Annotated in this window: 15 protein-coding genes; 14 read left to right on the top strand and 1 reads right to left on the bottom strand. The window is 70.4% G+C overall.

Annotated elements, in window-relative coordinates:
• Positions 1-219: 219 nt before the first annotated feature.
• The 14 genes from D457_RS0105825 to D457_RS0105890 all read left to right on the top strand — a co-directional run bounded on the left by D457_RS0105825 (position 220) and on the right by D457_RS0105890 (position 13,199).
• Positions 220-621, top strand: coding sequence for a roadblock/LC7 domain-containing protein (locus D457_RS0105825; protein WP_014909276.1), 402 nt, complete (start codon positions 220-222; stop codon positions 619-621).
• 98 nt (positions 622-719) lie between these two features.
• On the top strand, positions 720-1,136 hold the full coding sequence (locus D457_RS0105830) for a DUF742 domain-containing protein (RefSeq protein ID WP_239646021.1): 417 nt from the start codon (positions 720-722) through the stop codon (positions 1,134-1,136).
• Positions 1,137-1,170: 34 nt separating this feature from the next.
• Entirely contained in the window at positions 1,171-1,767 is a 597-nt protein-coding gene (locus D457_RS0105835) for a GTP-binding protein (RefSeq protein WP_017579707.1), read from the top strand.
• Positions 1,768-1,924: 157 nt separating this feature from the next.
• Positions 1,925-3,658, top strand: coding sequence for a DUF885 domain-containing protein (locus D457_RS0105840; protein ID WP_017579708.1), 1,734 nt, complete (start codon positions 1,925-1,927; stop codon positions 3,656-3,658).
• Between the two features lie 94 nt (positions 3,659-3,752).
• On the top strand, positions 3,753-5,561 hold the full coding sequence (locus tag D457_RS0105845; RefSeq protein WP_017579709.1) for a DUF885 family protein: 1,809 nt from the start codon (positions 3,753-3,755) through the stop codon (positions 5,559-5,561).
• A gap of 108 nt (positions 5,562-5,669) precedes the next feature.
• Complete coding sequence (locus D457_RS0105850) at positions 5,670-6,245, top strand: HIT family protein (protein WP_017579710.1); 576 nt, start codon at positions 5,670-5,672, stop codon at positions 6,243-6,245.
• 145 nt (positions 6,246-6,390) lie between these two features.
• On the top strand, positions 6,391-7,026 hold the full coding sequence (pgsA, locus tag D457_RS0105855; protein WP_017579711.1) for a phosphatidylinositol phosphate synthase: 636 nt from the start codon (positions 6,391-6,393) through the stop codon (positions 7,024-7,026).
• 84 nt (positions 7,027-7,110) lie between these two features.
• Entirely contained in the window at positions 7,111-8,061 is a 951-nt protein-coding gene (locus tag D457_RS0105860; protein WP_017579712.1) for a phosphatidylinositol mannoside acyltransferase, read from the top strand.
• Between the two features lie 77 nt (positions 8,062-8,138).
• Positions 8,139-9,293: a glycosyltransferase family 4 protein gene (locus D457_RS0105865; RefSeq protein ID WP_039831031.1), complete on the top strand. Its 1,155-nt coding sequence runs from the start codon at positions 8,139-8,141 to the stop codon at positions 9,291-9,293.
• A 17-nt stretch (positions 9,294-9,310) separates the two neighbouring features.
• Complete coding sequence (locus D457_RS0105870) at positions 9,311-9,811, top strand: hypothetical protein (RefSeq protein ID WP_017579714.1); 501 nt, start codon at positions 9,311-9,313, stop codon at positions 9,809-9,811.
• Between the two features lie 220 nt (positions 9,812-10,031).
• Positions 10,032-10,943 carry a pyridoxal 5'-phosphate synthase lyase subunit PdxS gene (gene pdxS, locus D457_RS0105875; protein ID WP_017579715.1) on the top strand — a complete coding sequence of 304 codons (912 nt, stop codon included), beginning with the start codon at positions 10,032-10,034 and terminating at the stop codon, positions 10,941-10,943.
• Positions 10,944-11,072: 129 nt separating this feature from the next.
• Positions 11,073-11,681, top strand: coding sequence for a pyridoxal 5'-phosphate synthase glutaminase subunit PdxT (gene pdxT, locus D457_RS0105880; protein WP_017579716.1), 609 nt, complete (start codon positions 11,073-11,075; stop codon positions 11,679-11,681).
• Positions 11,678-12,424, top strand: coding sequence for a YebC/PmpR family DNA-binding transcriptional regulator (locus D457_RS0105885; RefSeq protein WP_017579717.1), 747 nt, complete (start codon positions 11,678-11,680; stop codon positions 12,422-12,424). Before pdxT ends, D457_RS0105885 begins: the two co-directional genes overlap by 4 nt.
• A gap of 337 nt (positions 12,425-12,761) precedes the next feature.
• Entirely contained in the window at positions 12,762-13,199 is a 438-nt protein-coding gene (locus D457_RS0105890) for a DUF4282 domain-containing protein (RefSeq protein WP_017579718.1), read from the top strand.
• Positions 13,200-13,346: 147 nt separating this feature from the next.
• Here D457_RS0105890 and D457_RS0105895 read toward each other — a convergent pair whose 3' ends face one another.
• Positions 13,347-13,772, bottom strand: coding sequence for a PPOX class F420-dependent oxidoreductase (locus D457_RS0105895; protein ID WP_017579719.1), 426 nt, complete (start codon positions 13,770-13,772; stop codon positions 13,347-13,349).
• Positions 13,773-13,784: the final 12 nt, after the last annotated feature.

A 13,784-nucleotide genomic window follows, 5' to 3' on the forward strand; every position in this document is an offset into this window, starting at 1 on the left:
CAGTGGTGGGACGGGGTCCCTCTTATTCCTGGAAGCCGGATGCAATAGCATCTACCGAGCTTCTCGGACGCACCACACCCAACGCTCCACAAGAGCGGAACACCAGACTCCCGCCCCCCACGGGAGGGGCCGGGTAGTTCGCAAAGGCAGTGCTGTCACATGCCGTGCCGGCGGTAGCAGTGCCAACAGATCGACCGGCGAACTTGGACAGGAGATCAGATGAGTCGACAGGTGAATGAACTCAACTGGTTGATCACTGACTTTGCCGACCGGGTGCCCGATGTCGCCCACGCGATTGTCGTCTCTTCAGACGGCCTTCCGTTGGCTTCGTCCGCGGGCTTCCCGGCAGACCGGGCCGACCAGCTGGCGGCTATCGCCTCTGGTCTGTCCAGCCTGACGCAGGGCGCTGCCCGGGTGTTCGAGGGTGGAGCGGTCGCCCAGACCGTCGTGGAGATGGAGCGGGGGCTGATGCTCATCATGGCCATCAGCGACGGCTCCTGCCTCGCGGTCCTCGCGGCGGCCGAGAGCGACCTGGGTCTGGTCGCGTACGAGATGACCCTGCTCGTCGAGCGGGCGGGGCGGGCGCTGACACCAACGGCGCGCACCTCGGGAATCCACTGATCCACCACCGACAGGAGGAAGTGGTGGCACCTCACAGTAGAGATGCCGGGAGCGCCTCGTGGTTCGGACAACAGCCGGGCCATCCCCCCACAGGAGGGATGCCAGCTGTGCCGGGCGGCGGAGATGTTCCTCGACCAATCCAACAACCGTATGACCAACGACCCGCGCCGGGCAGCGCACCCAGTTCGCTGGTGCGTCCCTACGCGGTCACCAAGGGCCGTACGAAGCCGAAGTCTCAGCTTCCACTGGAAGCGCTGATCTCGGCCACCGCGGCGGCTCGGAACGAGTCAGGAACACTGACGCCTGAATGGCAGGCGATCAGTGACCTGTGCCGGGAATGGCGATCCGTGGCGGAGATCTCCGCGCTGTTGCGGATGCCTCTCGGTGTGGCGCGGGTGCTTGTGGCGGACATGTCCGAGCAGGGACTGGTCCAGATCAGGTCCTCGCTCAACAACGAAGCTCGCCCCAACACCAACCTGCTTGAAAGGGTGCTCAGTGGACTTCGCAAGCTCTAGCCCAGCCGAGGAAGGCGGTGCTGGGGGGAACGCGATGACGTCGGTCAAGATCGTCGTCGCCGGGGGCTTCGGTGTCGGGAAGACGACATTCGTTGGCTCCGTCTCCGAGATCGTGCCGCTGACGACCGAGGCGGTCATGACCAGCGCCAGCGTGGGGGTGGATGACCTCGCCAAGACGCCGGACAAGCAGACCACGACCGTCGCCATGGACTTCGGTCGCGTCTCCCTCGACTCCGACCTGATCCTGTACCTGTTCGGTACCCCCGGACAGCACCGGTTCTGGTTCATGTGGGACGACCTGGTCAAGGGTGCCATCGGTGCGGTCGTACTGGTGGACACCCGTCGCCTGGCCGACTGCTTCCCCGCGATCGACTACTTCGAAGAGGCGCGTCTGCCCTTCATCGTGGGCATCAACGGGTTCGATGGTTACTACCCCCACGCCGCCGACGAGGTCCGGGATGCGCTGACGCTCAGCCCGGAGATCCCCATCGTCCAGGTGGACGCCCGTGACAAGGCCTCCACCAAGTCGACGCTCATCACCCTCGTCGAGCACGCGATCACGGTGGGGGACCCCGAGGGCGTGGCCGGGCAGCAGCCCACCTCCACCGGGGGCCAGAACTCCTGGCGCTGACCAGGATCTGTCCCGGGCCGGGGTCCCGCACAGAGCACGGCCCGGTTCCCGCACAGCGGGAACCGGGTCCTCGTGCTGCCCGAAACCGTTCCGAGCGTGCCGGGCCGGCTGGCATCATGGCGGGATGAGCTCTTCCTCCCAGCCTGACGCGGCAGAGATGACCCGGCGGTTCCGAGAGGTGGCCGAGCGGGTGCTCGACTCACTTCTCGCCGACGCCCCCGAGTGGGCGCTGGGTCTGGGGGACACCCGAGGGGCGCACCGGCTCACCGACTACTCGGTGGAGGCCGACGCCCGCCGGGTCGACGTGCTCACCGACGCCCTCGGTTCGCTGGACGAGATCGACGCCGACCTCATCTCCGCCGACGACCAGGTCGACCTGGAGATGCTCCGGACCAGGATCAGCGCGGACCTGTGGCACACCGCTGAGCTGCGCCCGCACACCTGGGACCCGCTGTACCACTCACCGGGCGAGGCCGTCCACGCGCTCTTGGAGCGCGACACCCTCCCGGTCCCCGAACGCCTGGAGGCACTGGCCGCGCGCTGTGCCGCCCTGCCCGCCTACCTGAAGACCGCGCGCGACCGCCTCTCCGAGGGCCCCGGTATGCCCCGCGTGCACGTGGAGACCGCCCTGGATCAGCTCGAGGGCGCCCGCACGATGCTCTCCGAGGCCGTGCCCGCCCTGGCCGCCGAGCACCCCGAACACGCCGCCGGGGTCGAGCCCGCGCGCACGGCCGCCCTGGCCGCGTTGGAGGAGTACACCTCCTGGCTGCGCACCGAACTAGAGTTCGCCACCGCCGACCCGCGCCTGGGCGCCCGCCAGTTCGCCGCTCAGCTCTGGTACACCCTGGACTCCGAACTCTCCCCGGACGCGCTGCTGGTGCGCGCCGAAAGCGACCTCCTGGCCACGGAGGAGGCCATCGCCGAGGCCGCCGCCGAGTACACGGACGAGCCCCGCCGTCCCGGGCAGGTCGCCGAGGTGCTCTCCGCCCTGGCCGACGAGTTCACCCTCGCCCCCGAGGGCGTCGTCCCGGCCTGTATCGACGCCCTGGAGCACCTGTACACCCGGGTCCGGGAACTGGACCTGGCCACGGTCTACGACGACCCGGTTAGCATCATCCCGATGCCGGTCTCCCGCCGCGGTGTGGCGGTCGCCTACTGCGACCCGCCCGGGCCGCTGGACCCGAACTCCCACTCGCAGCCCACCCGTCTCCCGCCACCACCCTCAAACGAACGCCTTCGGCGTCAGCCGACCTTCATCGCCGTGGCCCCGCCGCCCGGGGACTGGCCCGTCGAGCGCCAGAACTCCTTCCTGCGCGAGTACAACGCGGGCATGCTGCGCAACCTGATAGCCCACGAGGCACTGCCCGGCCACGCACTCCAACTCGCCCATGCCGCCCGCCACCGGGGACACACCCGGGTGCGCTCGGTCCTGATGAGCGGCACCTTCATCGAGGGCTGGGCGGTCCACTCCGAGCAGGTCCTGGCCGCACACGGGTGGTCCGGGGAGAGCACCCCCGACACCCGCCGCGCCAACCTCGCGCTGCGCATGGTCCAGCTCAAGATGCGACTGCGGGCCATCCTCAACGCGATCCTGGACGTGCGCGTGCACACCGGGGACATCACCGAGGAAGAAGCGATCACGCTGCTCACCGAGCGCGGCCACCAGGAGGAGGGCGAGGCGGTCGGCAAGTGGCGGCGCGCTCTGCTCACCAGCGCCCAGCTGTCCTCGTACTACGTCGGCTACGTCGAGGTCTCCGACATCGCCCGGGACCTGGCCGAGGCCCGCCCGGACGAGCCGGTGGGCCGGATCCACGACGCTATGCTCGCCCACGGCAACCCGTCCCCCCGCCATCTGAGGACCCTCCTGGGCCTGTGGTCCCCGGGCCGGTGAACGCGGCACTACCCGCGGTGACCCCTGGCCGGTGCCGGACCAAGGCGCAGTTGAGGAGCGCTGCGGGTGTTTCATCCTGTTAGCATCCCGGGCCATGCGCCTCCTCCAGCGTTTCCTCTCCCTGTTCCGACGCCAGTCGCCGTTTCCCGCCAAGGCCCGCTTCGCGGTGGGGGAGCTGCTCTCGGCGGATCCCGAGTGGGCGCGGCGGGTCGGGGGCTCCCGGGCGCTCCCGGGTTACCTGGCCGACCGCACGGAGGAGGGCGACCGGCGCCGCCTCGCCCACCTGGACCGGGCGCGGGCAGCGCTGGACGAGCTCGCCCCTGAGCGGCTCACCGAGGACGAGCGGGTCGACCTCGCGCTGCTGCGGGCCGAGATCGAACGGCGCCGCTGGCTGCTGGAGGAACTCTGTCCGCAGGAGTGGAACCCGGCCCTGCACGATCCCGCCGAGCTGATGGCCGCCGCGCTCGACGAGGTGCACGGCACCGACGAGGAGCGCTGGGCCGGGGTGCTGCGTCGGGCCCAGGCCCTGTACGACCACTCCGCGCAGGTCCGGGACCGCCTTGACCAGGGGGAGGGGATCGCGCACGCCCACCTGGCCGTGGCCATGCGGATCGGGGACCGGCTGGAGGGCGACGTCCAGGACCGGGTCCGTGCGGTGCTCCGACCGGATGACCGGGAGGCGGACCTGCCCGAGCCCGCGTCGGTCCGGCTCGGCGCCTGCCACCGGGTCAGCGCCGCCTCCCGGCTGTTCGTCTTCCAGGCCGCCCGGGGCGCCGCCGACCGGCGCGCCAACGGCACGGAGACGGCCGAGCATCGCCTGGGCGACCGCTACGGGACCTGGCTCCACCACGAGCTGGACACCGAGAACACCCCCGAAGACCTGCTCCGCCGAGCCGAACGGGACCTTGCCGGGACCGACCGCGAACTCGTCGCGACCGCGGCACGCGTGCTCGACGCCCCGCTGCGCACCGGCCAGATCGACGAGGTGTTCGCGGAGCTGGCCAAGGAGCCCGTCACCTTTGACAACACCACTCCCTGGACCCAGGAGGCCCTGGAGCACCTGCACGCACGGGTGACCGAACTCGACCTGGTCACGCTGCCGGAACGGCGGATCGCGCTGTCCTTGCCTTACCACCCCGTCCCCGGCCCGGCCCGGATCGTCCCCGCCCGACCGCTCAGCGGAGACAGCCCGCGCCTGGTGCCCTGCATCGTGTCCACCGACCCCGACCACCCGGTGGCCCCGGCCGACCCGCACCGCAACCTGAACCGGCTCCGGGCGGACCTGTGCCGGATCGGCGGGCCCGGCCTGGCCCTGCTGGAACAGCGCGCCGCCGAATCCGGCACCGCTCCGAAAGGTTCCGAGAGGAAGATCCCGGTGCGTTCCCTGCTGCCCAACCCGCTCCTGGTCCGGGGTTGGGCCGCCCACGCCGCCCTGTCCCTCGCCCGTGCGGGTTGGCACACCGAACCGGGGAACGAAGGGGAGAGCGGCATCGGGGGAGTGGCCGAACTGCACCGGAGCCGGGAACTTGACCGCGAGAATACCGCCCTGCTCTTCCTCACCCTGCTCGACCGCCTACGCGACACCCTCTACGCGGCGATCGAGATCCGGCTGCACACCGGACACCTCACCGAACCCGAGGCGATCGGCCGCCTCATCAGGGAGGGGCACCACGACGCCGAGGAGGCCGACCGGATCTGGCAGCGGATCCGTACCGCCACGACGCCCGCGGCCACCGCCTACGTCGGTCAGGTGGAGGTGGCCGCACTGGTCCGCGACCTCATCGGGGCCCGGCCCGGCGCCGTCCCCGGCCGAGTCCACGACGAACTCCTCTCCCACGGCCCGCTGCCCCCGCGCCACCTGCGCACACTGCTCGGTCTCCGCACACCCGGGTCCGGTCTCTGATACCCGGTCCCGCCGACCGCCTCCGACGTTTTCCCCACCAGGCGCTTCTATGCTGGAGTGCGCAGCACGAGCAGTACGGAACGGTCAGGCGAGGGGAACGGACAAGCCATGCGCGGTGCCGACGACGAGCCCGGGAACCGGGAGAACGACCTCCCCGAAGCGAGGACCGGGACGCGTGACGGGTACGAACGGCTCTGGACCCCGCACCGTATGGCCTACGTCAAGGGAGAGGGGAAGCCGACCGGCCCCGGCGCCGACGACGGCTGCCCCTTCTGCCGCGCCCCCGGCCTGGCCGAGGAGGAGGGACTCGTGGTGGCCCGCGGCAAGTCCGCCTACGTCGTCCTCAACCTCTACCCCTACAACAGCGGGCACCTCCTGGTGTGCCCCTACCGGCACGTCTCGGAGTACACCTCGCTGGACGAGAACGAGACCGCCGAGGTCGCTGCGCTCACCCAGACCGGCATCCGGACACTCACCGAGGCCTACCGCCCGCAGGGCTTCAACGTCGGGATGAACCTCGGTACCGTGGCCGGTGCCGGAATCGCCGCCCACCTCCACCAGCACATCGTGCCCCGTTGGGGCGGCGACACCAACTTCATGCCGGTCATCGGCCAGACCAAGGTCCTGCCCGAGATGCTCGAGCAGACCCGTTCCCGGCTGGCCGAACTCTGGACCCGGGAGTGAGCCCGAGTCCGCCCCTGCCCCCGCCCGATCCCCCACCCCGACCGGCGCCCCGAGGTCGACGCCACCCCCAGCAGGTGCGGCTCCCACCCCGACGACCCTTCCCGTCCTACGATCACAAGAAGACATGCTGAGAATCCTTCGCCCCATGATCTCCCGGGTCACCGCTCCGCTCGGCCGGAGCCTGGCCCGCATCGGCCTGACGCCGAACATCGTCACCATCATCGGTGCGACCGGTGTCGTCGTCAGCGCCCTCTATTTCTATCCGCGCGGCCAGCTCTACGCGGGCTCGGTGATCATCACCGTCTTCGCGCTCTTCGACATGCTTGACGGCGCGGTCGCCCGCGCCAAGGACAGCGCTAGCGCCTTCGGTGCCTTCCTCGACTCCAGCCTGGACCGGGTCGCCGACGCCGCGATCCTGGCCGGTCTCATGTGGTGGTTCGTGGGTGAGGGCGACGACCCGATGCTCGCCGGACTCACCCTGTTCTGCCTGATCAGCGGCTTCATGGTGTCCTACATCAAGGCGCGGGCGGAAGGCCTGGGCGTCAACTGCGACGTCGGCGTGGCCGAACGCACCGAACGCCTGGTGATCGTCCTGGTGGCGGTCGGGCTGAGCGAGCTCGGGGTTCCGTACATTCTCGCGGGCGGCCTGTGGTTGCTGGCCGGGATGAGCCTGCTCACGATCCTCCAGCGCCTCGTGGAGACCCGCGCCCGCCTCAACGACCCCGGCTACGCCGGTGGCGAGGGCAACGGCGAGGACGAGAAGACCAGCAACGGCGCCTGAGGCCCCGGCCGGACGGGTCGCGGGACACGTAGGACAGGCAACACGGACCAGGGAAAACGGTCCAGGGAACACGAGGGAAACGACGTGGACGAACGCATGGCCGACCTGGCCTACTCGGCAGGGTGGACGATGGTCCGCCGCTCACCCGAGCGGGCCGGGCGGGCGGTGTTCCAACGCCTGGCCGACCGGGCCTGGCGCACCCACAACGACGGCACCCGCGGCCTGGAGCGCAACCTGCGCAGGCTCGTCGGCCCGCACGCCACGGACGCCCAGCTCAGGGCTCTGTCCAAGGCCGGGATGCGCTCCTACATGCGCTACTACTACGAGATGTTCCGACTGCCCGCCATGGGCCGGGAGCACATCCTCGCCAACACCCACCAACGCGGGGTGGAGGTGCTGGAGGAGCACATCCGGTCCGGGCGGGGGGTCGTGGCGGCGCTGCCGCACATGGGCAACTGGGACCACGCGGGCGCCTGGATCGCCGCCCGCGGTACCCCGCTGACCACCGTCGCCCAGCGGCTCAGCCCCGAAAGCCTCTTCCAGCGGTTCACCGCTTACCGGGAGTCCCTGGGCATGGAGGTACTGCCGCTGACCGGCGGGGCTGCCAACACCGTCGGGACGCTCGCCCGCCGCCTGCGCGAGGGCGGGCTGGTCTGCCTGCTCGCCGACCGTGACATCAACGGCACGGGACTGGAAGTGGACTTCTTCGGTGAGAAGGCACGGATGCCCTCCGGCCCCGCCGCCCTGGCCCTGAACACTGGGGCCGCCCTGATGCCGGTCTCTCTCTGGTACGACGGCCCGCACTGGAACATCCGTATCCACGACGAGATCCCCGTCGCCGCCGAGGGCACCCGCACCCGGCGGATCCAGGACACCACCCAGGAGCTGGCCCGGGTCTTCGAGGGCGCCATCGCCCGCCACCCCGAGGACTGGCACATGCTCCAGCCCGTGTTCAGCGCCGACCACGACGCCGACCGGGCCCGCCGCCGCGAGATCGAGGCGGCCACCTGGAACGACCTGGAACAGCGGCGGTGATCCGAGCGCTGTCACGGAGGCGGGTACCGGCGGAGGGTCGGGGACACGGGGACGAACGGGAGAAGGACTGGACCGGGATGCGGGTCGGGATTGTCTGCCCCTACGCCTGGGACGTCCCCGGCGGGGTCCAGCAACACATCGGCGACCTCGCCGAGGCGCTCACCGCCATGGGCCATGAGGTCTCGGTGCTCGCCCCGGTCGGCGACGCCGACCACACCCCGCCGCCCTACCTGGTCCCGGCCGGGCGCCCCGTACCGGTGCCCTACAACGGCTCGGTGGCCCGCCTGAGCTTCGGCCCGCGCACCGCGGCCCGGGTCCGCAGGTGGATCGCCGAGGGCGGGTTCGACGTCCTGCACATCCACGAACCCGCCGCGCCCAGCGTCTCCCTCCTCGCCTGCTGGGCGGCGGAGGGGCCCATCGTCGCCACCTTCCACACCTCGAACCCGCGCTCCCGGGCCATGGCCGCCACCTCCAACGCCCTGCGCTCGGCCCTGGAGAAGATCAACGCGCGCGTGGCGGTCTCCGAGGCGGCCCGGCGCACCTTGGTCGAACACGTGGGCGGCGACGCCGTGCTCATCCCCAACGGCGTGTCCGTGCGCCGCTTCGCCCGCGCCGACCCCCTGCCCGGCTGGCCGGGGGAGGGCGGCTCTATCGGCTTCCTGGGCCGCCTGGACGAACCCCGCAAGGGCCTGGCCACCCTGCTGGCAGCCTTCACCCGGATGGCCCCGCACCGGCCCGGACTGCGCCTCCTGGTGGCCGGACCGGGCGAACCCGACCTGTCCGGGGTTCCCGAGCCCCTGCGCGAGCGCGTGGTGCTCCTCGGTCGGCTCGACGACGCCGACAAGGTCCGCGCCTACCACTCCGCGGACGTCTTCTGCGCGCCCAACCTGGGCGGGGAGAGCTTCGGCATTGTCCTGACCGAGGCGATGGCCGCCGGGGCCGCCGTCGTCGCCAGCGACATCCCGGCTTTCGCCGCCGTCCTGGACGGCGGCGGCGCCGGAGAACTTTTCCGGGTCGGCGACCCCGAACACCTGGCCGAACGTGCCGGGGCCCTGCTGGACTCGCCCGAACTCCGCGCCCACCTGTCCGTGGCCGCGCGCAAGGCGGTGCGCGCCTACGACTGGGACACCGTGGCCGCCGACATTGCCCACGTGTACGAGACCGTCCTGATGGGGGACGGCGAGAGCGGTGAGGGCAGCGACGTCGTACGCCTCAGGGGTGGTCGGCCCTGATCGAGGACGTCGGTTTCGTGATCGCGGTCGCCGCGGTCCTGCTCGCCCTGGTCCTGCTCAGCTTCTACCTGTCCTGGCGGGCCACCCGGCTGGACCGCCTCCACCACCGGGTGGAGACCGCGCGCGCCGCCCTGGACGCGGCCCTGCTGCGCCGGGCCGCCGCCGTCCTGGACCTGGCCGCGGACCCTGGCCTCGACCCCCTGACCGCGAAATCCCTGTTGGTCGCGGCCAATCACGCACGGCGCGCCGCGGACGAGGAGCGGGAACTCGCCGAGAGCGAACTCTCCCGGGAACTGCGCGCCGCCCTGCACCCCGCCCCGGAGGGCCCCTCCCGGGACCGGCTGGCCGAGGTGGCGGTCGCCGCGCGCGGGGTGCACCTGGCCCGCGTCTTCCACAACGACGCCGTTTCCGACACCCGCCGTGCCCGCCGCTCCCGCCTGGTCCGCCTTCTGCGCCTGGCCGGTACCGCCGGGCTGCCCGACTACTTCGAGATGGACGACCGGCCGCCGCAGCGCTGAAAAGGCCGGCGCTCGGACACCGAACGGACAGCGTGGCCAGGCCGCACCTGCCAATACTCCAGCCTGGCCAAAGGTCACAAACGGGATGGAACTAGGATGGGAGGCTGGTCGACCCAGGGTGCGCGGCGCCGACGGTGTCCGTGTACCCACGCGTGACCGCCGAGCCCGCTGCCCTGAGTCCGCACTGTCCGCTCAGCCGAAGAAACGGGAGCCCACCACCGTGGCCACCAACGCATCGAACACCTCCGACAACGCCGTCGGTACCCAGCGCGTCAAGCGCGGCATGGCCGAGCAGCTCAAGAACGGCGTCATCATGGACGTCGTTACGCCCGAGCAGGCCAAGATCGCCGAGGACGCCGGTGCCGTCGCGGTCATGGCCCTGGAGCGTGTGCCCGCCGACATCCGCAAGGACGGCGGCGTCGCCCGCATGTCCGACCCGGACATGATCGACGGCATCGTCGAGGCGGTCTCCATCCCGGTCATGGCCAAGGTCCGCATCGGACACTTCGTCGAGGCCCAGGTCCTGGAGTCCCTCGGTGTGGACTTCATCGACGAGTCCGAGGTCCTCACCCCGGCCGACGAGGCGTACCACATCGACAAGTGGGCGTTCACCGTCCCCTTCGTCTGCGGCGCCACCAACCTCGGCGAGGCCCTGCGCCGGATCGCCGAGGGCGCGGCCATGATCCGCTCCAAGGGCGAGGCCGGTACCGGCAACGTCGTCGAGGCCACCCGCCACATGCGGTCCATCAACGGCGAGATCAAGCGCCTGGGCACCCTGGACGAGCCCGAGCTGTTCGGTGCCGCCAAGGAGCTGCGCGCCCCGTACGAGATCGTCAAGGAGGTCGCGCAGCTGGGCAAGCTCCCCGTGCCGCTGTTCTCCGCCGGTGGTGTGGCCACCCCCGCCGACGCCGCGCTGATGCGCCAGCTGGGCGCCCAGAGCGTGTTCGTCGGTTCGGGCATCTTCAAGTCCGGTGACCCGGCCAAGCGAGCCGACGCCATCGTTCAGGCCACCCTGCACTACGAGGACCCGTCTGTCATCGCCCGCGTCTCGCGCGGCCTGGGCGAGGCCATGGTCGGCATCAACCTGGACGAGCTGTCCGACTCTCAGCGCTACGCCGGTCGCGGCTGGTAACAGCAGTAGGCAGGGCGATCGGACGGCGGCCGGGCGGTGGAAGGGAACCCTTCCGCCACCCGGCCGTCCCGTCCTCACCCACCATCCACCTCCTCCCCACACAGCAAGACCCACAGAGTGAGGCCGTACTTGACAGCCAGACCCACCATCGGCGTCCTCGCCCTCCAGGGGGACGTCGCCGAACACGTGCACGTCCTGGAGACCCTGGGCGCGGACACCGTGAAGGTCCTGTCCGCCGACCGCCTCGACTCCGTCGACGGCCTGGTCATCCCCGGCGGGGAGTCGACCACCATGTCCAAGCTCGCCGTGCGGTACGACCTGATGGAGCCGCTGCGCAAACGCGTCGCCAACGGCATGCCGGTCTACGGCACGTGCGCGGGAATGATCATGCTCGCCGACCGCGTTCTCGGGGGCACGGCCGACCAGGAGACCGTCGGCGGTATCGACATGACGGTGCGCCGTAACGCCTTCGGCCGCCAGACGGAGTCCTTCGAGACAGGCGTGCACATCGACGGCATCGGCGAGGACCCCTTCGACGCGGTGTTCATCCGGGCCCCCTGGGTGGAGTCCGTGGGCCCACAGGTCCGCGTCCTCGGACGCGTACCCGGCACGGACGAGGCCGGTAGGATCGTCGCCGTACGACAGGGCGGCCTGATGGCGACGTCCTTCCATCCCGAACTCACCGGCGACACGCGTATCCACCGCCTCTTCGTCGACATCGTGAAAGGACACCCATGAGCGGCCACTCCAAGTGGGCCACCACCAAGCACAAGAAAGCCGTCATCGATGCCAAGCGCGGCAAGTTGTTCGCCAAGCTGATCAAGAACATCGAGGTGGCCGCGCGTACCGGTGGTGGGGACCCCGAAGGGAACCCGACGCTCTACGACGCCATCCAGAAGGCGAAGAAGAACTCGGTGCCCGCCGACAACATCGAGCGCGCCCGCAAGCGCGGCTCCGGTGAGGAGGCCGGTGGCGCCGAGTGGCAGACCATCATGTACGAGGGCTACGCCCCCGGCGGCGTGGCTCTGCTCGTGGAGTGTCTGACCGACAACCGCAACCGCGCCGCCTCCGAGGTGCGCGTGGCGGTCACTCGCAACGGCGGCAACATGGCCGACGCCGGTTCGGTGTCCTACATGTTCAACCGCAAGGGCGTCGTGATCGTGCCCAAGGAAGGCACCACCGAGGACGACGTCACCATGGCGGTCCTGGAGGCCGGGGCCGAGGAAGTCGAGGACCTCGGTGAGGCCTTCGAGATCGTCTGCGAGGCCACCGACCTGGTCCCGGTGCGCACCGCTCTCCAGGAGGCGGGCATCGACTATGAGTCCGCCGACTCCAGCTTCCTGCCAACCATGGAGGTCCCGGTCGACGCGGAGGCCGCCAAGAAGGTCATGCGAGTGGTGGACGCCCTGGAGGACTCCGACGACGTCCAGAACGTCTTCACCAACGCCGACATCCCCGACGAGGTCATGGCCGAGCTCTAGAACCCGGTCCCCGAACGGGAACACGCGTCAACGCCTGTGGCCGCACCCCGCTCAGGGGCGCGGCCACAGGCGTCTGTCAGGGAAACTCCAGACGCGGTGCTGGGTGATCACGGGCGCTCGATTCCGACCTCGGGGCCGGTCAGCCCCTGCTTCTCCACGCAGGCGTCCAGCCAAGGGCAGCACATCCGCGCACCGGCCGCTGAGGCACAAGCCGGGCGGGGCGGACGGGCGGGTGAACGGATGAGTACAGTTCGTTGTGTCGGCCGCCCCTCCCCACGGGCGGTGCGGACTTTGACCGAGACGACAACTGAGACGACAGACGAGGAACAAAGAGACCATGACCAATCCCCCCGGATACCCCCAGGACCCCTCTCAGCAGCCTTACGGCCAGCAGCCGCAGTCCGGCGGGTACCAGGGCGGCCAGTATCAGCAGCAGCCCGCCGCCGGGTACACCCAGCCCGCGCCCGCCAGAACTGGGTTCTTCGGGGCGCTGTTTGACTTCTCCTTCCGGGAGTTCATCACCGCCCGGATCATCAAGGTCGTCTACATCCTGTGGCTGATCATGATCGCCATTGGATTCCTGTTTGGGCTGATCTCCGCCATCGCGATGATGGGCGACGACGACTTCGGCTTCCTCGGCGTCCCCATGCTGATCGGTACCTTCGTCGGAACCGCGATCTCCGTGCTGCTGTCGCGGATCGTCCTCGAGCTGCTCATCGTGGCCTTCCGGATCAGTGAGGACCTCAACGCCATCCGCAAGCGCGGCGGTATGTAGTCCTCCCACGGGGGCCGGCGCCGGACCGCTGCCGTCGGCCCCGTCCCGCGCCCGTTCAGGGAAGCTGACGCAGGACCTCGGCGGTGAACTCGTCGGTTCCGGCGGTGTCGCCCAGGCAGCGAGTGCCGCCCAGGCCGCGTCCGTGGACTAGCCGGTCATGTCCATGGCGGCGACGACCTTGGTCGGGCGGATCCGCACCACGAGCTCGCCGGGGACGCCGTTGCGGCGGCCGAATTCCTTGGCCCGCTCCGGGCCCATGTACCGTCGGGCGATCTCGGTGGCGGTGCGCACCAGCTCGTCGGGATCCTCGGAGACCTCCGCCGTGCCCTGGACCTGAACGAAACCGAACGGCGGCTCCTCCAGGTCCACCAGCAGCGTCAGCCGGGGGTCACGGGCGAAGGACCTGCCCTTGGCGCTCTTGCTGCCGGTGTTGAACACCAGCCCGTCGTCGTCGATGGTGAACCAGACCGGTGCCACCAGCGGACGGCCGTCCGCCGCGGTGTAGGTGACCTTTCCCGTGCGGGTGCCCTTGAGTAGGAAGTCGCGGACCTCGGGATCGGAGAGTGAGCTCATCGCACCAAACTA

This window comes from Nocardiopsis valliformis DSM 45023, from assembly GCF_000340985.1.
Taxonomy (GTDB): domain Bacteria; phylum Actinomycetota; class Actinomycetes; order Streptosporangiales; family Streptosporangiaceae; genus Nocardiopsis; species Nocardiopsis exhalans.

Coding starts and splice junctions, on each gene's coding strand:
- D457_RS0105825 (WP_014909276.1), top strand. CDS start 220: ATGAGTCGACAGGTGAATGAACTCAACTGGTTGATCACTGACTTTGCC.
- D457_RS0105830 (WP_239646021.1), top strand. CDS start 720: ATGCCAGCTGTGCCGGGCGGCGGAGATGTTCCTCGACCAATCCAACAA.
- D457_RS0105835 (WP_017579707.1), top strand. CDS start 1,171: ATGACGTCGGTCAAGATCGTCGTCGCCGGGGGCTTCGGTGTCGGGAAG.
- D457_RS0105840 (WP_017579708.1), top strand. CDS start 1,925: ATGACCCGGCGGTTCCGAGAGGTGGCCGAGCGGGTGCTCGACTCACTT.
- D457_RS0105845 (WP_017579709.1), top strand. CDS start 3,753: ATGCGCCTCCTCCAGCGTTTCCTCTCCCTGTTCCGACGCCAGTCGCCG.
- D457_RS0105850 (WP_017579710.1), top strand. CDS start 5,670: ATGCGCGGTGCCGACGACGAGCCCGGGAACCGGGAGAACGACCTCCCC.
- pgsA (WP_017579711.1), top strand. CDS start 6,391: ATGATCTCCCGGGTCACCGCTCCGCTCGGCCGGAGCCTGGCCCGCATC.
- D457_RS0105865 (WP_039831031.1), top strand. CDS start 8,139: ATGCGGGTCGGGATTGTCTGCCCCTACGCCTGGGACGTCCCCGGCGGG.
- D457_RS0105885 (WP_017579717.1), top strand. CDS start 11,678: ATGAGCGGCCACTCCAAGTGGGCCACCACCAAGCACAAGAAAGCCGTC.
- D457_RS0105890 (WP_017579718.1), top strand. CDS start 12,762: ATGACCAATCCCCCCGGATACCCCCAGGACCCCTCTCAGCAGCCTTAC.
- D457_RS0105895 (WP_017579719.1), bottom strand. CDS start 13,772: ATGAGCTCACTCTCCGATCCCGAGGTCCGCGACTTCCTACTCAAGGGC.